19 protein-coding genes are annotated in these 19,558 nt (G+C 43.3%); 15 read left to right on the forward strand and 4 right to left on the reverse strand.

The features are described from left to right. Positions 1 to 19 precede the first annotated feature (19 nt). The 5 genes from L4D19_RS07180 to L4D19_RS07200 all read left to right on the forward strand — a co-directional run bounded on the left by L4D19_RS07180 (position 20) and on the right by L4D19_RS07200 (position 8,080). The gene (locus L4D19_RS07180) at positions 20 to 1,024 is read left to right on the forward strand and encodes an AbrB family transcriptional regulator (protein WP_428451871.1); all 1,005 of its coding nucleotides are present in this window, start codon (positions 20 to 22) and stop codon (positions 1,022 to 1,024) included. Positions 1,025 to 1,346: 322 nt separating this feature from the next. Further along, positions 1,347 to 2,333, forward strand: a complete 987-nt coding sequence (locus L4D19_RS07185; RefSeq protein WP_428451872.1) for an acyltransferase — start codon at positions 1,347 to 1,349, stop codon at positions 2,331 to 2,333. Between the two features lie 523 nt (positions 2,334 to 2,856). After that, positions 2,857 to 4,443 (forward strand): aminotransferase class I/II-fold pyridoxal phosphate-dependent enzyme, encoded by a 1,587-nt coding sequence (locus tag L4D19_RS07190; RefSeq protein ID WP_428451873.1) that lies wholly within the window; start codon positions 2,857 to 2,859, stop codon positions 4,441 to 4,443. Between the two features lie 176 nt (positions 4,444 to 4,619). After that, positions 4,620 to 6,629 (forward strand): GNAT family N-acetyltransferase, encoded by a 2,010-nt coding sequence (locus L4D19_RS07195; RefSeq protein ID WP_428451874.1) that lies wholly within the window; start codon positions 4,620 to 4,622, stop codon positions 6,627 to 6,629. A 119-nt stretch (positions 6,630 to 6,748) separates the two neighbouring features. After that, complete coding sequence (locus L4D19_RS07200) at positions 6,749 to 8,080, forward strand: MATE family efflux transporter (protein ID WP_428451875.1); 1,332 nt, start codon at positions 6,749 to 6,751, stop codon at positions 8,078 to 8,080. Positions 8,081 to 8,155: 75 nt separating this feature from the next. On the opposite strand, the gene L4D19_RS07205 is transcribed toward L4D19_RS07200, so the two are convergent. Further along, a complete protein-coding gene (locus L4D19_RS07205; protein ID WP_428451876.1) occupies positions 8,156 to 9,016 on the reverse strand; it encodes a LysR family transcriptional regulator in 861 nt (286 codons plus the stop codon). 174 nt (positions 9,017 to 9,190) lie between these two features. On the opposite strand from L4D19_RS07205, the gene L4D19_RS07210 reads away from it, so the two are divergent. From L4D19_RS07210 to L4D19_RS07225, 4 genes are all read left to right on the forward strand, one after another. Next, positions 9,191 to 10,159, forward strand: coding sequence for a haloalkane dehalogenase (locus L4D19_RS07210; RefSeq protein ID WP_075762294.1), 969 nt, complete (start codon positions 9,191 to 9,193; stop codon positions 10,157 to 10,159). A gap of 24 nt (positions 10,160 to 10,183) precedes the next feature. Further along, positions 10,184 to 10,798 (forward strand): short chain dehydrogenase, encoded by a 615-nt coding sequence (locus tag L4D19_RS07215; RefSeq protein WP_428451877.1) that lies wholly within the window; start codon positions 10,184 to 10,186, stop codon positions 10,796 to 10,798. After that, positions 10,785 to 11,099, forward strand: a complete 315-nt coding sequence (locus L4D19_RS07220) for a DUF1330 domain-containing protein (RefSeq protein WP_428451878.1) — start codon at positions 10,785 to 10,787, stop codon at positions 11,097 to 11,099. The genes L4D19_RS07215 and L4D19_RS07220 overlap by 14 nt, the downstream gene beginning before the upstream one ends. Before the next feature lie 143 nt (positions 11,100 to 11,242). Further along, positions 11,243 to 12,292, forward strand: coding sequence for a hypothetical protein (locus L4D19_RS07225; protein WP_428451879.1), 1,050 nt, complete (start codon positions 11,243 to 11,245; stop codon positions 12,290 to 12,292). On the opposite strand, the gene L4D19_RS07230 is transcribed toward L4D19_RS07225, so the two are convergent. Next, a complete protein-coding gene (locus L4D19_RS07230) occupies positions 12,287 to 13,072 on the reverse strand; it encodes an AraC family transcriptional regulator (protein ID WP_428451880.1) in 786 nt (261 codons plus the stop codon). The two genes, L4D19_RS07225 and L4D19_RS07230, sit on opposite strands and share 6 nt — an antisense overlap. An 81-nt stretch (positions 13,073 to 13,153) precedes the next feature. Here L4D19_RS07230 and L4D19_RS07235 point away from each other — a divergent pair, with 81 nt between their 5' ends. The 4 genes from L4D19_RS07235 (at position 13,154) to L4D19_RS07250 (ending at position 16,330) form a co-directional block, all read left to right on the forward strand. Beyond that, positions 13,154 to 13,894, forward strand: coding sequence for a glutamine amidotransferase-related protein (locus L4D19_RS07235; protein WP_428451985.1), 741 nt, complete (start codon positions 13,154 to 13,156; stop codon positions 13,892 to 13,894). Next, on the forward strand, positions 13,891 to 14,574 hold the full coding sequence (locus L4D19_RS07240; RefSeq protein ID WP_428451881.1) for an MOSC domain-containing protein: 684 nt from the start codon (positions 13,891 to 13,893) through the stop codon (positions 14,572 to 14,574). The genes L4D19_RS07235 and L4D19_RS07240 overlap by 4 nt, the downstream gene beginning before the upstream one ends. 20 nt (positions 14,575 to 14,594) lie before the next feature. Next, a complete protein-coding gene (locus tag L4D19_RS07245) occupies positions 14,595 to 15,053 on the forward strand; it encodes a GNAT family N-acetyltransferase (protein WP_428451882.1) in 459 nt (152 codons plus the stop codon). 68 nt (positions 15,054 to 15,121) lie between these two features. Further along, positions 15,122 to 16,330 (forward strand): IS256 family transposase, encoded by a 1,209-nt coding sequence (locus tag L4D19_RS07250; protein ID WP_428451883.1) that lies wholly within the window; start codon positions 15,122 to 15,124, stop codon positions 16,328 to 16,330. A gap of 108 nt (positions 16,331 to 16,438) precedes the next feature. Here L4D19_RS07250 and L4D19_RS07255 read toward each other — a convergent pair whose 3' ends face one another. Continuing rightward, positions 16,439 to 16,690, reverse strand: a complete 252-nt coding sequence (locus L4D19_RS07255; protein WP_075762299.1) for a hypothetical protein — start codon at positions 16,688 to 16,690, stop codon at positions 16,439 to 16,441. A gap of 361 nt (positions 16,691 to 17,051) precedes the next feature. On the opposite strand from L4D19_RS07255, the gene L4D19_RS07260 reads away from it, so the two are divergent. Continuing rightward, positions 17,052 to 17,591 (forward strand): redoxin domain-containing protein, encoded by a 540-nt coding sequence (locus L4D19_RS07260; RefSeq protein ID WP_428451884.1) that lies wholly within the window; start codon positions 17,052 to 17,054, stop codon positions 17,589 to 17,591. A gap of 93 nt (positions 17,592 to 17,684) precedes the next feature. Here the strand turns inward: L4D19_RS07260 and L4D19_RS07265 are convergent, their stop codons facing one another. Further along, on the reverse strand, positions 17,685 to 18,581 hold the full coding sequence (locus L4D19_RS07265; RefSeq protein ID WP_428451885.1) for a LysR family transcriptional regulator: 897 nt from the start codon (positions 18,579 to 18,581) through the stop codon (positions 17,685 to 17,687). Between the two features lie 109 nt (positions 18,582 to 18,690). Here L4D19_RS07265 and L4D19_RS07270 point away from each other — a divergent pair, with 109 nt between their 5' ends. Next, positions 18,691 to 19,557 (forward strand): MBL fold metallo-hydrolase, encoded by an 867-nt coding sequence (locus tag L4D19_RS07270; RefSeq protein WP_428451886.1) that lies wholly within the window; start codon positions 18,691 to 18,693, stop codon positions 19,555 to 19,557. The last annotated feature ends 1 nt before the right edge of the window (position 19,558 follow it).

Below are 19,558 nucleotides of genomic sequence, written 5' to 3' on the forward strand. Positions count from 1 at the left end.
TGGCGTTTATGGAGTTAGCTTGGTATTTATTACAGTTTCTGTCGCACTGGCCGGATCGATTGCCGCAACATTATTAAATATTCCACTTGGGGCAATGTTTGGTGCAATGGTTGCTGTGATAATCGCGGGGAAACTCGGGCTGTCGATGTCATTATCAACACACACCATTACTTTTGTTCAATTGATTTTAGGTATGGTTGTTGGGTTGATGGTCCCCATTGAGGCGATTTATAGCGGATTCCCGATATCACTCTTACTCGGCCTTGTAAGCTGTATGCTTGGCCAAGTAGCTATTTGTTATTATTGGCTATATAAGCGAGAAGGGTGGTCTAAAACCGATAGTCTGTTGGGCTCATTGCCGGGAGCGATGGCAGCGGTACTAGCATTGAATGAATCCCAGGATGTGCCTTCTACTAGAGTTGTTTTTACCCATACTGTTAGGCTGGTGTGCTTAACGGTTCTATCTGGCTTAATCGTGTCTGGGAGTATTGATTCAATGCCGCCAGAAATGGCGGGTAGCGAGTCACCAATGCTAATTGCCATAATTCTAGTGGCCTGGATAGCAGGAGTCGTTTTCGAAAAAATAGGTTTTCCTGCACCATATATGGTTACTGGAATGGTGGTGACTATTACCTTTGTGGCATCACTACCTTCTGAAATCTATGCTATGCCACCAGTCATGATATTCATAGCAACTTCTGCTTTAGGTGCGTTAATTGGTGTACGTTTGGCTGAGGTAAGTCTTAGAGATTTTTTTCTAAACATCAAATCAGGCATTATTGCTACCTTACTCAGTTTGCTAGTTACCGTCTTTTTTGCATTTAGCTTTAGTTATATGCTTGATAAGAGTGTGCTTGTGCTGATTATGTCTTGGGTTCCAGGTAGTATCGAGGCGATGACTATCGCGGCTATATATTTGGGGCTTGAACCTGCATTGATAATGATGAGTCATGTTATTCGCCTACTACTACTTCACTGCTTGCCTGTCGCGCATAACTTATTGAATCGAATGTCTAAGAGTTAATATTTAAGTGTGTTAATTATTTATTGAGCTTCTTTGTGAGGTAATTCTTCTTTTACAAATTTAGTAGTTCTCAATAAGAATTATATATAAATAAAAGATTCCAATATGACATATATATAAAGAGCCGTAAAAAGTTTACGATTATCTCTTGAGTTATATAGATAATGAAAGTATATACTGTCATTTTAAATTTCGATTTGGTTTGTAACACGCAAATATTGTATTGTTCGGGTTGCTAATTATCATCGACGACAATGAGATTATGACGTCATGGTGATAATTATTGTTAAGGTTGACAATAAAACAGTTGAAGGATCTGGAAATGAATCGAGAGTATAACATAGACTCTTTAAGGGTTGTTGGTATTTTGATGGTTATAATACTGCACAGTTTTGCCATCTATATAGTTGCGAATTATGACTATTATAATGTTGACTTGAAAGTTTCAACGTCTATTGCTGTTTTTACCAGAGTTGCTGTACCTCTTTTTGTGATGGTGAGCGGTAGGTATATGATGAGTTGCCTTTCTTCGATTAGCTTGAAAGAGTTTTATCAAAAAAGGGCGAAACGAATAATATACCCATTGCTGTTTTGGTCTTTAGTTTATAGTGTATATAAACTGGTATTTGTTGAAGGTAGTACGCTAGAGAGCAATATAATGGACTTTGTTATGGGAGTACCTTATGTTCACTTGTGGTTCTTATACATGATCTTCGGCTTATATCTAGTTACACCAATATTATACAAAATAAAGGAAAAACTATCCCCAAAGGGATATGTTATATTTAGCATCGTGTCATTACTAATTGCACCACTATTCGAAATGACAGCTAAAATTCAGATATTACAGCTATTTACCTATATTGGATACTATACAATGGGGGACATATTAAAGGATTATGTTGTCACGGATCAGGGGAAACGAATTAGCCTACTTAGTTATTTGATATCGATGCTAACAGCGGTGGGTTTTACCGTGTACTTCATTGACCAACAGAATGATATCGCTTTTAACTTCTCAGCTAGTACTATGTACACAACGACGATTGCAACAATTTGCTTGTATGTGTTTTTTAACGGTTTGACAGGTAAAGAGAGCGTATTGAGTAAGCTTAGTATTTACACTATGGGTGTTTACTGTATTCATCACTTGATATTGGATTTGTTAGTAAATTATTCTGGAGAATCCATTACGGGCATAATGGTATTAGATGCTAGTTATTATGCTGTTGCAACCTTTGGGATCTCGTTTGTATTCATATACTACCTCAGCAAGGTTAAGAAAATCGGCAAGTGGGTAGGGTTCTAGAAACCATTTAGGTGGCCTTTTTATTGTGCACTTTTTACAATGAAGAGGCCATTATTAGTTAAGTTAGCTCTCTTTGTTATTGAGCCTGTTAATGTTAGCGGTGAATTTAATAAACCTTGTGATTTGTTTTGTGATAATTAGTACAACGCTGTAACTTTTCTCTAGTGTTTCCTTCTAATATCAGAATCTGTTTAGGTTTTCTTTCGTTGTAATCTGTTTCTTTTTGTTGCTTGAACTGCTTCGCAAAAGCAAATTGTTCGATTTATTGTTTAATGTTACGCCTGTATGCTTTTGCTTATGGTTATTGATGTGATTCGCAACAGTGATAATAACCGCAATAAATTGGTTGCTATAAACATATGTTTTCCTAAGCATCTGGCTTTTGTAGAGAAACACACGTCCTGTTATTACTTATCACAGTAAGGTTTTTGCTGGGTTAAGTGGTGCTCCAATTTAGCGAGGCTATCTATTTAGGTGAGTCACTACAGATTATATTGGTTACGAATAAGTAGAGTGGCGAAAAATGGGGAAATTAGACCAAAGTGAGACACCAATATTCAGCAGCTTAAAAGATGAATATGCGGCAAGAAATATGGCCCCGTTTCATGTGCCCGGTCACAAGCAAGGGCGTGGGATAGATAAAGATTTTTACGACTATATTGGCCCTAATATATTCAAGATAGATGTCACTATATTTGAGATGGTTGATGGCCTTCACCATCCCAAGAGTCATATTAAGAAAGCGCTCGCCCTGACAGCTGACACATTTGGCGCGAAAGAAAGCTTCTTCACGGTGAATGGTACTTCTGGTGGCATTCAGGCAATGATCTTATCTGCTGTGAAACCGGGAGAGAAAATACTGGTTCCTCGGAATATCCACGTTTCTGTGAGTTCAGGGGTTATTCTAAGCGGCGCTATTCCTGTCTACATGCAACCTGAAATAGACCCAAATAACGGGATTATTCATGGTGTCTCCCCTTCAACTGTTGAGCATGCTCTATCTCTGCACCCCGACGCCAAGGCCGTTTTGGTGATTAATCCGACTTACTATGGTACCTCTACTGATCTTGTTTCTATTGTCGATCTCGTACATAGCTATGATATTCCGTTACTTGTTGATGAAGCGCACGGTCCGCATTTGTGCTTTTCTGAGCAGCTTCCAATTTCGGCAATGGCTGCCGGTGCTGATGCTTGTACCCAGAGTACACATAAGCTGCTAGGAGCGTTGACGCAGGGATCCATACTACACATTCAAGGCGATATGATTGAGGGGAGCAGGGTAAGACAAGTATTGAGTATGTTGCAAACGACCTCGCCATCCTACCCACTGTTGGCGTCGCTGGATGTTGCCAGGAAACAAGTTGCTCTAGAGGGGAAAGAGTTGGTGGCTCAGGCTATCAGTAATGCAAGGTGGCTTCGACAAGCCATTAATGGCATAGAAGGGATGCACTGTTTCGGCGAAGAGGTGCTAGATTACCAAGGGGTGTTTGCGTTTGATCCAACCAAGATAACTGTCAGTGCAAGGGCGTTAGGGCTTACCGGTTTCCAACTAGAGAAAATATTAACCTCTGAATTTGATATTCAAGTTGAATTGTCAGACTTCTACAATGTCCTTTTCATTACCAGTTATGCGGATAGTAAAGATGATCTCATGGTGGTATTACAAGCACTTGGTGCTATTTCAAAACAGTATGTTCGAAAAACAAATAATGAGACGATCCCTGTTGTTAATTATATAAGTAATACACCGAGAATGATTGATAACCCCAGGGAGGCGTTTTTTGCCCCTAAGACCAGATGTTTGATAACTGAGGCCGTGGGCAAAAAAAGTGGTGAGTCTATTATGGTTTACCCCCCGGGTATTCCTATTTTGTATCCGGGAGAAGAAATTACGGATGAAATAATCCGTTATATCGACATGCTCAAATCAACTAATGTTTCAGTACAAGGATTGGAAGACTCAAACCTTGAGTATATCAATATCATAGAAGATAAGGTTAGTTCCTCAAATATCTTCAGAGCTCCCACTGTTCATGATTATTATGACGAGGTGGAGCCTAGTCAATGCAGTACGGAAATGTTTGAACCCGATATCATGAAAACTGGTTAATTCACTACTTAATCAGTCAGTTAACTGGCTTGGCTTGGCTTGGCTTGGCTTTTGGCTGGCAACTCATATTACCAGAAGATACAACAAAGGCGGATTGTTTGATTAAACATCGGTTGTGTTTGCTGGTGCGTGCCGGATTTAAATATCACGAATGACCTAAGATAACGAGTTAATATATGGCGACTATAAATTTAGATGTTGAAACAATAGCAAGTAATATTCTTCACGGTGAATTTGAGAAAAAAATAAATTCGCTTAAATTGGATTTTCTCAAGCTTCAGCAATCCCTTAAGGAAAAGAACCAAGATTCGGATGAATGCAAAGAGCATTTTCATTTGCAACTGGAAGCAATGAGGGAATGGGTTAGCCGGAATCACTTAGATATTTCACGCTGCTCGTCGTTGTTCGCTGTGCCGACCCAGCAACTGGGTGAAGATGAAAAGCTCATTCATCGGGTCTGGATGGGAGGGGGTCTGCCTGAACCAACAAAAAGTGCGATGCTTCAATGGGACGATGCAATTCAGGCGGTTAATGATAGTGCGTATAAGAGTATCCTCTGGGTCTGGGATGAGAACCAACTCCGTAATGACTCACATTATGTCTCGACGGGAGGAACCGGGGAGTTCACTCTTGGTCAGTATCGCTTTGGTGATCATGTCTCTCATGTCAATTCATTAAAAATGCTGGCCTTGGCAAAGGCAGAAGACTACTTCAGTGCTGTTAATTTGCTGCATGACAAAGGCTATTATGCAACATTGTCGGACTATTTCAGGTTTATGATTGTGATTGAGTTCGGCGGTATGTATATGGACAGTGACACGATTCCCTATAAACCGGCTGCACTGTTCCTTGCCAAGCCTGAAGTGCCTGACTATAGCCATTACGTCCAAAATGATGCCGGTGAGTGGCAATGTCATCATCTTGACTGGATGAATTTGTTTTTGGATGAAACCGGGCTGATCGTCGCAAGAAAGAACAACCAATCACTGCGCAGTATTCTCGATAAACTGCATGAGCAGTACATGCGCCTGCCTCAGGATATGCCGTATAAAAACCGTGAGTTTGAACTGTTTGTGTTTGAACAGCTTTATGATGAATGGAAGCTGCATATTGGCTGCAGCTTTATGAGCCATGATGAACTCACCCAGGCCTACTCAGTGTTGTTCGATCATCAAACTGAGCCAGTACTTTGCGGTATGCGTGGGATGCGTTTGTCTCATGACATTATTACGGGTATTCACCTTCCGCTGGATGAGCAAGAGGGCCAAAGTTATGATCGCTGCATAGCCAATCTGACTCAGGCGGACTGGGCATTAGACAACGCGCTGGACTTGGCTCAAATGGGCGATGTTTACCATGTCGATGAAGTACCCAGGATGGCCTATCCACTGCAGCTTCGTTCCGATATCGAGCATTATCATTACTACAACGTACTAAGTACCGATGAATACCTTGATCGAGTAAACCAAGTGTTTGGTGATTTCATGATTGCCAGTAATCAGCAGGCCATTGAGCAAGGATCGTTTTGGCATGGTGTTACGTCGAGGGCCGAAGCAAATATACAGCCCCACAATCACAACCGTTTAACAGCAAGGGAGGCGGTGAGATTTACTCCCGGAGATCAAACGAGTGAAACAGATCGCCATGAAATGGCAAAACTAATTTTTGAAACAAGTTATCTGGAATACTGCTCAGCAGCTAATGCTTTGGGATTAAACCTTACCGAGTTACAGAAGAAACAAAATATTGAGCCTTATCTTTCTTTGCTGGATGGTATTTACGATTACTCGTCTAGTGAATTTATGGGGTTCGTGATTTCGGGAAGCAGTGCTCAATACGATGCCATCAAGGCACCCTATTATTATCGTGATGACATGAAAGCTGTTGATAATGCATACGATGATTTTGTACTGACATATCTCAGAGATGATGATTATTTTATAAGTACCGTTGCGCTTAAAAGCAGTGCCCGTGGTCAGGGCGTTTTCTCCCAGGTGCTTAACCGGGTCAAAAAAGATGCTCAGGCGAAACAATGTAGCAGGGTAGTACTTACTGTATATGAAAGTAGTGATGCGCTCGCCATTTATCAAAAGATGGGGTTTGAAGTTATCGGAACGTTTGATTATGTACAGGATATCTTCTTCGATAATGTTCAGCTGTTCGCTTATAACCTGACCGACAGGTAGGACTGTATATTCTCATTGAAATAGCTGTGATACCTAGTTGGCACTGGGTTTACAGCTGTCCTATTTCAATTATTAAAGCGATGCACGTTTATCAATTTTCATATAGAAGCTAATAATCAGTGAAAGATATATATAAGAAGCTGCTCCATATAGCGATTCCAATAACGCTTCAGGGGTTTATCACCGCAACCATTAACCTGGCAGATGTATTTATGATCGGCCAGGTTGGTGAAGCAGCTATTGCTGCCGTTGGCCTTGCCAACCAGATCATGATGCTGCTAATTATCTCATTGTTCGGCGTGAGCAGCGCAGGCGTTATATTTGTATCTCAGTTCTATGGCGTGAAAGATTTCGCCAGCATTCGTAAGGTGATTGCATTCTGCAGCATGCTTGTCGTTTTAGTAACCTGTGCATTTGTAGGAGCTGCATTCTTCATTCCTGATGAGTTGATGCGGGTGTTTACTGCAGATACCCAGGTGATTAATCTGGCGGAAGAATACCTGGTTATCGTTGCGGTATCTTACTTTTTCTCAGCTGCGTCTATTACGTTGGGACAAATGCTCAGTGGGCTCGGCCATACCAAAGAAGCGATGTATGCCAGTGCACTTGCGCTGGTTATCAATGTTTCGCTGAACTATGTCTTAATATTTGGCCACTTTGGCTTTCCGGCGCTGGGTGTTGTTGGCGCGGCTATTGCGACAACATGTGCCAGACTTTTCGAATGCCTGCTGTTATTTTATTTGGCGCGCAAACGTGATTATCCGGTATTTGTATCGATTGATGATTTCAGAAAAATTGAGCGAGGGTTTATTTTTCGTTACCTGAAGACGGCTCTGCCGGTGATTGGTTCTTATACGTGCTGGGCTCTTGGTACGACGACATTAACGGCCATCTACGCCCGAATGGGAACCGACATATTGGTGTCAGTCAATGTTTTCAACAGCCTTGAAAAAATAGCAACCACAGGGATCATTGCGATGAGTTGTGCGACCGGCATTATTATCGGTCATGAACTTGGCCGAAATAATATTGCTAAGGCCGTTAGTATAGCTAAAGAGCTCAATATCATCGGGGCTATATTTGCTGCGGTTGTTGCTGTTGTTCTGGCGAACGTTGTTGAACCGATTATTGGGCTATACGAGCTTGAGCCAAGTACTAGGGAGATGGCTAGAAAGATAACGCTGCTTTTTTGTATGCTGTTGCCGCTAATTACAGTGAATTCGATCAATATGATGGGAACGCTAAAATCTGGTGGCCAAACCCGGTACATATTTATGGTTGATACCATTTGCATGTGGGGGACGTCGGTACCACTTGCACTTGCGTGTGTTCAACTCAACCTGCCTGTGATGTATGTATACCTGATTGCAATTGGGGGAGGGGAATTGGTTAAGTTGATGCTAAGTGGGCTGCGCGTTGTGAGATTGGATTGGGCCAAGAGCCTGACCTGATAACACAAGTAAGATTATTCCTCCTTATTCACCAGTATTAGCCAGTTGGTTGATAAGGAGGTAGCTTGGGTATATTTATTCGTGATCTTCAAAGAATTGCCACACCGTCATGCCTACCGGCCCAAGGGCCTTGGTTTTTAGTTTGGCAACATAGACAGGCACTTCCATTGTCCTTTGTGTCGTTATAGGAATAAGCTTTTTGTCTTTAACTTCTTGTTCAACGTCATGAGCAGGTAATCGTCCCCAGCCGAGTCCGCTGCGTATCAGTGATTTTTTTGTGTGCTGATCTGAGACATACCACTGAATCCCATCTTTTACGATGCCGGAGTCTGGGCTGGTCTTGTATGAAGATTTAACAACTACCTGAGGGAAGTTGATTAAGTCTGCCTGATTGATACTGCTCTTATTAGCCAAGGGAAATTTGTCTGAAATAAACACCGGTAGCTTGCAATGGTCAATACAGCGGTATTGCACCCTTGTATCTTGTTCTAGCCCGCCATAGATACCGATATCAACCAGATCATCGAGTAACATCCGCTCCCCCGATGCTGTCTCAATATCGAGGTGGATAATGGTTTTCGGAAATTCTTGTTTGAGCTTTTCCAGCAGTTTCGTGACTTTATCCATGGCAAATATAGCGCTGATACTGATGCGCAGCTCGGCTTCAACCTCACTGTTCATTTGGCGGGCGAACATATCAAAGTCATTGGCTTCACTGAGCAAATGCTGAATCTTGTTAATCAGAATCTTTCCATTGCGTGTGAGCTCCGGGCGATAGGTGTCTCGGCTAAAGATCTCTATCTGGTAATACTCCTCTACCTGTTTGACTGAATATGAAACAGCGGAGCGAGCCTTGAACAGACGCTCACTGGCTTTGCGAAAACTACCTTCCTGATGGATCACGTTGATAACGTGCAAATGTTCTAATGCAATCATGGTCAAATAATATGACCATTTCGGTCTAAAAGCTATGCTTTTTTCGACCGTTATTTCCGAATAAAGTAGACACATCAACCGCACCCAAGGGCCCTCAATCAGTCACGAGCAGGGCATTTACAGGGTGGTCAAAATTGTAGGCCATTAAGAAAAGCAGCCAGAGAGGAAATGGAAATGAACCAGCAAATACTCAGGACTCCGGACGAGGCGTTCGCATCCCTAGTGGATTATCCGTTTGCAGCAAATTACCTGGAAGTTGATGGCATGCGAATGCATTACCTCGATGAAGGTAAAGGCAATGACAAAACAATATTTCTGCTTCATGGCCAGCCTTCATGGAGCTATTTATACCGACACATGGTGCCTTTGTTTGTTGATGCCGGTTATCGAGTCATTGCGCCAGATTTAATCGGCTTTGGTAAGTCAGATAAACCGGTTAGCAGCGATGTTCACTCCTATGGTAATCATGTTCGCTGGATGACCAGTTTTGTTCGCCAATTAGGAATAAAAAATGCCGCGGCCTTCATGCAGGACTGGGGAGGAATGATCGGGTTACGAGTGCTTGCCAAGGAACCTGAGTGGCTGGAACGGTTAGTAGTATCTAATACCGCACTGGCTGAAATGAAAGGTCTGGAAAAGTTCATGGTGCCTAAAGTGCTTAAGCTGATGGCGGCGATGGCGGGTAAACCAAGCATCAGTAAATTTGCCGATAACATCAATTACGGTAACTGGGCTGGGTATTTCAGACATTCAGAGCAACTGGAAATAGGGGAAATCATCCAGACCCTCACGACCAGGCAGCTTAGTCAGGATGAAATGCAGGCTTACGATGCGCCGTTTCCGACGTCAGATTATTATGCCGCGCCTCGCAAAATGCCGGAAATAGTGGCTTCGGAATTGGATCAGGTCAATGCAGACTGGAAGCAGCTTAAACAGTGGGGCAAACCTGTTCTTACGTTATTCAGTGATAAAGACCCGTTTCTGGCAGAGCGAGGTTATGACAAGAAGTTTCAGAACAATTTTAGTGGGGCGCAGGGCCAACCACATATAACGGTAAAAAACGCCTCGCATTTCTTACAAGAAGATCAATCTCAGCATCTGGCGTCGAAAGTCATTAGTTGGTTAGAGCAAACACAATATTAATTTACAAATTTACCAGGAGAAGTGATGAAAATTTTAGCAATTGGCGCGAACGGTGTTATCGGTAAAGCGGTTGTTAGCCATCTACAGCAAGATCACCAAGTTATTGCTGTAGGACACAGCCAGGGTGATTATACGGTTGATATTGAAAGCAAGGAGTCCATCCAGTCTCTGTTTGAAAAGGTCGGAAAGGTCGATGCCATTATCAGCATGGCGGGCAATGGGCAAATGGGGAGTTTGGATGAAATGCCTGATTCTGCTTTCCTTGAGGTGCTAAACAACAAGGTGATGGGCCAGGTAAACGTGGTTCGCCAGGGGCTTGATTATCTAAATGAAGGGGGCTCAATCACGCTTACGTCGGGTCAGGCGGCTAATCATCCGATGCCGGGCACCACTGCAATTGCCATGGGAGTGGCAGCAATTAATGCCTTTGTCGCAACTGCAGCCTTGGAGCTAAAAGATGGCAAGCGAATCAATGCGGTGAGCCCTGGCATGGTAAAAGAAACGATGGAGCTTTGGGGTATCGATAGCAGTACTGGAATACCAGCAAAGGATGTCGCTACGTATTATCAGGCCAGTCTTGATGGCCAATACAAAGGGATCGTGTTTGATGCAGTTGGGGGGCAATATGAGTCAGCATAAACCTGCCTATTTAGTGGCATTAATTGAATTACCACAAGGGCACGCTTCTCTGGCTGATTATGCTCAGGCTGCAATGCCAATATTCAAGGCTCATGGCGCTGAGATTTTGGTGGCAGGAACTTTGGATCAAAGTGTCGATGTGTTGGAAGGTAATTGGTTAGGTTCAGATGCCAAGCTGTCACTGGTTAAATTTCCCTCAATGCAGCATTTGAAAACTTGCTTGAACTCGGATGAATATTTGACCATTAAACATTTAAGAACCGATATTATTGCCAGTAATTTTTCGGTCGCAATTGACTAAATAGCAATTAATGTTGATGAGTGATGTCGAGATACATCACTCATACCACTCAAGTTATTAATTAAGCTAGTGAAAATATTGAAACATCTTATTGATATCGTTAACATTCACGACCGCATTTTTATGATGGTAAGAGAGAGTGAATGGAAACGGTACAATCGGTAATTAATTGGTTGCTTACAGCTCCTTTTGGCGTATTAATAACCGCCTTGGTGGCTATTTATTTTGTAAATTATTTAATTCATAAATTTAAACTTGGGATTAAGCAAGATGGGAAATTGTCATCTACTGTCTTTATCTCGGCCTGCTCTATTCTGATCGTTTTCAATATTAGTCTTTCGCAATATGATGTTTTGACAACACTGAAAAATTGGACGACACAAAGCGCTGTAGGCATTTTATTCACCGTGCTTGCGGTGACCTTCTTGATCAGATTCGTACTCGGTTTACTGAAACCAGAAAAGGATTATGGAGACCACCTAACTGTTTTCTTTTATGTCATTGCGCCGTTATGGGGCTTTTATAGCTTTTCAATCTCTGAGAAAGATGCCACATCTTGGTTCATGTACATGCTTGGTACAATTGGTGCCCTGGATCTTCTGCTCGTTGCTTCCGTCGGTAGTATCGCCGTTGTATTGGTGTGCACAGTAATTTCCGATTGTCTTCCACATGGTTGGTGTAAAGAATTACTTAGCGTGGAATTTTTGGCCGTCCCAGTATGGGTAACGTCATTATTGCTTGTCTCATTCGTTAATATGAGTTACCCGTTATATCTGTTTGAAAAGCATGCCTTGGCGCAAATAGAAAAAAGGCCGTGGATGCAGGCAGTAAACTATTCCTATATTGAAGGGAAACTGTTAGAGCCAATGAGTTGGTATCGTCCTGTTCTTCACTCTGTCTCTATGGTAATGCCTGTTGTGCGTGAGGGGGCGAAAGAATTGCAGTGGAGCGAATATATTTTCACCACACTCACTTTCAATAAGCATCAGCCGAACATATTTGTTCAGGCTCATTGTAAGTCAGGTGAGGTAATCTATCATCATCAAACAGAAGGCGAGAAAAAGTTACAAAGAAAAGGGCAAATGACTAAAAGCGAAATGGCGCTTTATTGTCATTATGATTGGTCAGCGAAATTATCGTTATTTGAAGAAGCCCAAAAGCCTAAAATTATGAGACGTTTGAGTGCTTCATAGCTTAGTTCGAAACTGTTGTGGTGTGGTACCGAAACTCTCTTTAAATGCTTTGATATAGGAAGAGTCATTTTGGTATCCCACTTTGTCGGCGATAGTTTGGATTGACAAGTTTTCATCCAACAGTGACAGCGAATAAATAAGTCTCAGGTGGCGCCGCCAAAGAGAAAATGAGGTATTGAACTCTTTGGCAAACAGTCTTGATAGTGTGCGTTCCGAAGCCCCAACACATTCTCCCCACTTCAATAATGACCAATCCAACCCTGGAGTGTCGGTCAACGTCTCAAAAATCAGTTTTAACCGCCTATCTTCCGGTAATAACAGCTTAAAAGTCAGTAAGTCATCTTTAGCGATTTGATCATGCAATACATCCAAAAGGCGTGATAGTGAGTCCCGGTTGCCACTTTGCTGGCTTGAACGGTGAATTTCTTTGAGTAGCTCGCGGATAAATGGTGTAAGGGAAATCGTACGAATCTCTCTTTCGTAGGGGCGACCAAGTTTGGGATTGATATATATGCCAATAAACGTGGTGTTAGATAGGGCGACTGATTCATGTGATAGGTTGGCCGGAACAAATAGAGCAGAGGTATGCGGAACAAGGTGCTGATAACGATCAGCTTGAGTTTGCAGTAAACCTTTGAGCGGAAATATTACCTGGTGCCACTGATGCTGGTGCAGGCTATCGACATATCCTTTTTGCATATCAATGGTCTTCACTAAAACCGGAGAGTCAGGATTGTCTGCAATCATTTCGTTGGCAGATTTTAAATGGCGGCTTGGCATTGTTTTGTGTCCTTATGGCCTTACCTGGTCAAGGGTAAATAATTCTATCATCTTGAACAATCAAGTCAGTAAGGAGAGATGATGAAGATCCATTTTATTGTTCATGAAGCATTTGAAGGGGCGGGGTATTTTGACCATTGGGTGCGAGAGCGCGGTTATCTGGCTAGCTATTCGCGTGTATATCTTGGAGAAGCGCTTCCTTCGAGTACTGCAGAGTTTGACTGTTTGATTGTGTTGGGTGGTCCGCAAAACCCCGCTACAAGTACAGCCGAATGCGCGTACTTTGATTCGAAGGGAGAGCAAACGTTAATCTGCAGTGCGATTAACGCAGATAAAGCGGTAGTCGGCGTTTGTCTCGGTGCACAGTTGATTGGCGAATCTCTTGGTGCTCGTTATGAATCCAGCCCGGAAAAGGAGATAGGGTACTTCCCTATTAAGTTAACTGAGCAGGGGAGCAACGATATCAAGCTCAGCGCTTTTGAGTCGACCGAGTTGGTGGGACATTGGCATAACGATATGCCGGGGTTGACCGAGTCTGCTGTCGTGCTGGCAAGTAGTAGTGGCTGCCCGAGACAAATAGTTCGTTACGCCGATTTGGTATACGGTTTCCAATGTCATTTAGAGTTTGTTGCTGCCCAGTTACCGGCGTTAATTACCCATAGTCAAAATGATTTCTCCGAGCGAGAAAAGCATCGTTATATACAACCTGAAAGTGACATCCTGAACGCGCCCACTAGCCGTATGAATAAGATTTTAGGCGACTTTTTAGATAGGCTGGTGGTAGCCTATTGCGAAAATAAGTACAGAAGGATGTTGGTATGACACAGAAGTACCCTCTTAGCGGTGTATATTGCGGCAAAGTGGCCAGTCGGTATGGCATGAAAACGGCCATTGATAAGAGTGCGGTGGAAGTAGATATCTATCTTTCTGAGCAAGGGCTGGAAGGGGATGAGTGTGCAGACCAGAAACATCATGGTGGTGCTGAGCGCGCACTCCATCAGTATCCGGCGGAGCACTATCGTTATTGGAGTAATAAATACCAATCCGACTCTGAATGGCAGGCGCCGGGAATGGGGGAAAACCTTAGCTCGGAAGGGATGACCGAAGAGACAGTATGTATAGGCGACCGTTATCAATGGGGAGAAGCCCTTATTGAGGTCAGTCAGCCGCGTTCGCCGTGTTTCAAACTTAGCAAACGTTGGGGCGTGGAAAAATTTGCGGTAGAGATGCAAGACATTAGCCGTTGTGGCTGGCTCTACCGTGTTATTCGCCCGGGTAAAGTGAATCTGAAAGAGCCATTAGTACTGGTAGAACGTGTCGAGAGTGCAATGTCAGTGCGAGAAGTCTGCGAGTATTATTTTGGTGACCCATTGAACCAGGAAGGGTTGAATAAGCTCCTACAACAAGATCGATTATCGCAAAGCTGGATGAGTAAAGTCGAGCTTCGGTTGGAAACGAGAAAGGTTGAAAATTGGAACTTCAGACTGCTTGGTCACGCATGAATGTAAACAAGGAAATAGTAATGGTCCAGCTATCCTCATCTTTAGAAACAGAGCTAAACCAATTTGTGGAAATGGAGCAGCTTGCTGACAACGCAAGCTATATCATTCCCAATACGCCTGAGAAGCATCTTGTCGAGTACTCGAAAGAAGACACCCATTACCTAACGATTAAAAATGCTAATGAGATTGCTGGATTTATCATTCTTGTGGTTGATGAAAACAGTAATAGTGCCGAATTTAGACGTATTGTTGTATCGCAAAAGGGGCTGGGGATTGGCCAGAAAGCAATGAAGTTAATGGAGCAATTTGTGGTTACTCGCCTAAAAGCGAGTCGAATTTGGCTTGATGTGTTTGAAGAGAATGCTCGAGGAAAACATATTTATGAAAAAATGGGATATAAAACTTTTAAGACTGATGAGTCTAATGGCAGGACCCTAATTTTTATGGATAAAGATATGTCGGTTATCAATAAGGGTTGAAATTGAGACTGTAAATAACTTCGTGTAATTGCCTATTATTAAAGCCAGTAATGGCTAAGGATAGGCTCATGGATAAAAAACAACTCGAAGCGCTTGCGCGTGAAGCCGCAAAGTCCATCAAGACGGAAAGTGACCTCAACGACTTTCGTCAAATGCTAACCAAGGTGACCGTCGAAACGGCTCTCAATGCTGAATTAGATGAGCACCTTGGTTATGATAAACATGCTGAAAACCCGTCGAACAACTTCCGTAATGGTTACTCCAACAAAACAATTATCACTGATGACGGGCAGGTCACCATCGATGCGCCACGTGATCGCAATGCCAGCTTTGAACCTAAGCTCGTCAAGAAGCACCAAACCCGTTTCCAGTCGATGGATGACAAGATTTTAAGCCTGTACGCCAAGGGAATGACCACTCGCGAAATTGTCGCTACGTTCAAGGAAATGTACGATGCCGACGTCTCACCCGCGCTTATCTCCAAGGTGACTGACTCTGTTCTGGAGCAGGTTATCGAGTGGCAATCTCGCCCTTTCGATGAGGTTTATCCTATCGTTTACCTCGACTGTATTGTGGTCAAAGTTCGCCAGGACAAACAGGTCATCAACAAGGCCGTTTACCTTGCCCTTGGCGTCAATATTGAAGGCCAGAAGGAGCTGCTGGGGATGTGGATGTCCGAGGCAGAAGGTGCCAAATTCTGGCTCGGTGTCCTGACTGAGCTGCAAAACCGTGGGGTCAAAGACATCCTTATCGCCTGTGTCGATGGCTTAAAGGGTTTTCCCGATGCCATTAACTCCGTGTTCCCACAAACCCAAATCCAGCTGTGTATCGTGCACATGGTGAGAAACTCGGTGAGATATGTGCCTTGGAAGGACTACAAGGCGGTGACGGCTGATCTGAAGCGAGTCTACCAGTCATCGACCGAGGACGAAGCCTTGCTGGCGCTTGAGCAACTCTCTGATAAGTGGGATGCCAAATATCCCCAAATCAGCCGCTCTTGGGCAGCTCACTGGGATAACCTGAATACTTTGTTCAACTATCCTCAAGACATACGCAAGGCCATTTACACAACCAACGCCATCGAGTCACTGAACAGTGTTATCAGAAAGGCGATTAAGAAGCGTAAGCTGTTCCCGACGGATGAATCAGCCAGAAAGGTTATCTATCTTGCGATTCAGGATGCCTCCAAAAAATGGACGATGCCAATTAGAAACTGGCGACAAGCCCTGAACCGCTTTATGATTATGTTCGAAGATCGATTGACTAATTACTTGTAACTCAGGGCAGTTACACAGAATTATTTACAGGGTCTTGAAATTAAACAACAAAAACGCGAACCAATAGTTCGCGTTTTTGTCAGAAAAGGCTAAGTCAGCTAAAAGCTTTTAGTGCAGCTTCTTTTTAGGGCCGTTACGAACAAGGTCCTTACCGTTTTCGTATACTTCTTCAGTCACCCAGCGCCCGAGAAGCAGTTGATGCTTGTCATCAAGGACTGCAACAAAATGGCGGCCGTCAGCATTGTTAGTTGCCAGAGCGACACCGGCGGCGTTCTTCAGGCCCAATCCGCCACTTTCTACCAGTCGAAGAAAGTTCTCGAGTTCTTCAAGGTTGTCAATCACGCTTTCATCAAATTTCATATGATTATCACTTTGCTTGTTTGTATACCCACCCCTTGAGTACAGCATAGGACGGATAGCCAGTAGGTACTTCACTCGGCTATACCTTACTGTGTTACATCTTGTATAGAGGCGAGAGTTATCAATGAATATACTTTACAGTTGATGCATGATTAATAGAACCTGCGAAGCGTCGGGAGTTATGAAAAAAGCCTATTTTCAGCTTGATAGCTTAAGATGTAATCAATGATAGTAATGCTACTTAATGCCTTAATTCAAAATTATTTGCATGGTTACCTTTTGGTAACTACTTGAATACCTTTAGTTCAGTGCCCACAATAAGATTTCGAATCTAGAAAGCGAAATTGTTTTTGGAGTAACTATGGCTAGTTCAGTAAAACTTAAGGCTGGGGATGTATTTCCTGAGATGGAAGCGGCATTACTTGATGGTACAGTCGCAACCCTCGGAAAGCCACGAAATGGGGCAGCGTGGCAAGCGGTATTTGTCTATCGTGGAAAGCATTGCCCACTTTGCACCAAATATCTCAACGAACTCGAAAGTTACAAGCAAGCTTTTGCTGATGCAGGGGTTGATCTTCTGGCCGTGTCTGGTGATTCCAAAGAGCAGTTGCAAGCCCACCTGGATGCATTAGATATCAGTTTTCCAATAGCTTACGGGCTAACGGAAGAGCAGATGAAAGATCTTGGTTTGTATATTTCACTGCCACGCTCCGAGCAAGAAACCGATCATAATTTCTCAGAGCCGGGGCTTTTTGTCGTTAACGAACACGGCAATTTGCATGTGGTTGATATTTCGAATAACCCGTTTGTGCGTCCTGAGCTTGGTGCGCTTTCTCGCGGTTTGGCCTGGATCCGAAATCCGGATAACAACTATCCTATCCGAGGCACACTGGATTATTGATAGTCTGAACTGATGGAAAGAATGCTTACAATGAGTTGTTGGCATTCTTTCCGGTAGCTATTGATTAGGGCAGATGAAATAGTGTAGCTAGATTCATTTTAGGTACTCAGGAAACCATTTTTTCAAAAAATCAAGAAACAGGCTAAGACGATAGGGAGTATGTTTTCGGGTCGGATACATCCCGTAAATGCTAATCTCCGGAAAACTGGTCAGCCCCTGAATTTCAACAAGCTTACCTTGCTCAAGATCGCTGGTGACAAAAATCGTCGGTACCATGGCAATCCCCATTCCGCTGACAATCGCTTTAATTAAAGTATTGGTGTCTGATACAACGATTGTCCAAGGCTGACGGTAAGAGATGTTTTTGCCGTCAACGTTGAGATTCCAGATATCTCCATAGCGGTTGGCCCCCATGTGCAGGCAGTCATGCGCTTCGAGCTCACTGAAATGAGCGGGCGTTCCTCTCTCTTCAAGGTAGCTAGGAGAAGCATATAATCCGAATGTCGTCTGTCCGAGTTTGGTTGCGATGTACGAAGAATCCTGCAAGTCGAATGAAAAGCGGAAGGTCAGATCGATTTCGTCTTCTATCAGGTTAACCTGGCGGTTATCCAGCATTAGGTCAAACCGGATGTTGGGGTAGTCTATTCTGAAGGTCTTAATTGCCTGCATCAGGATAGGCCCCATGGCATCAGGGGCAGACAAGCGGATCAAGCCAGCTGGGTTGACCTGATGAGCGCTACTGAGTGAGTCTTCAAGCTGCTCAATATTCTCAATGATTTGTTTAGCCCCTTCATAATAGGCTTTTCCCCCTGGCGTTAACTGCATACTTCTGGTGGTTCTGTTGAGGAGTATGAATCCCAGAGAATTTTCTAATGCAGCAATTCTTCGACCGACAATCGCGGGAGTAACGCCAATCATTTTTGCTGCTTTTGCAAAGCTGCCCTTGTCGACAACAGTGCAAAACAGCTGCATGTTCTTGTATTTATCCATTCGATACTATTTGTATATTATCAAGTGATATTTAGCGTAATTGTTTAAGTAAAGTATACAAATTATCTTTAGCTCATACCAAATGATGTTGAGCTGAGGAAGTAACAAGATGAACGCCTTCACAAAGAAAACCGTGTTCTCTCTTTTGATTGGCCTGGGGCTAAACGCCCAGGCGGCAGATGGGTTTGATCCGACGAAGCCTGTAATGACCAAACTGAAAGAGGGGGTTTATCAATACACACAATATTTCTATAACAGCCTAGTTGTGATCACTGATGGCGGTGTTTTGGTGACCGACCCGTCTGGTGAGGCGCGATCAGCGCAAATGCGAAAAGCGATCAGAAAGCTAACCGACCAACCGGTGAAAAAAGTCATCTATTCGCACGATCACTTCGATCATTCTCGCGGTGGGCAAATCTTTAAAGATGAAGGTGCAGAATTCATCACTCAGGAAAAATGCGTTGAACTGCTGAGCCGAGATTTAGAAGACCGTGTGGTACCGCCTGACGTTACCTATAAGAACAACATGAGTGTAACTATGGGGGGTAAGCAAATTGATCTTCATTATTACGGGCCCAATGATGGTGACTGCATGAGCATTGTTCATATGCCTGAAGATAAAGTATTGCTAGCGGTTGACTGGCACCTGCCGGGATATGTCAACGAACCGCATAGGCTCAATACCCACAATTACGTCAGTATTTTAAATACCTTCAAGCGTGTCGATCGTGAACTCGATTTCGATACGGTTATCAGTGGCCATATGCCAGTCTCTTCCGTTGAAGCCTTCAAAGAAGATTACCGTTTCAATCAGGCACTGTTTGATGCCGTTTGGAAAGGGATGCAAGAAGGTAAGAAACCTGAAGAGCTTAAGTATACCGTCAAACTTCCTGAATTCAGTCACTGGCGTGGTTACGAAGAAAATTTGCCCGCACACGTTGAGAGAATGGCCTATTCAATCTGGCATGGGAACTAAA

Source organism: Photobacterium kasasachensis (genome assembly GCF_050336885.1).
In the GTDB taxonomy this organism is placed as follows: domain Bacteria; phylum Pseudomonadota; class Gammaproteobacteria; order Enterobacterales; family Vibrionaceae; genus Photobacterium; species Photobacterium kasasachensis.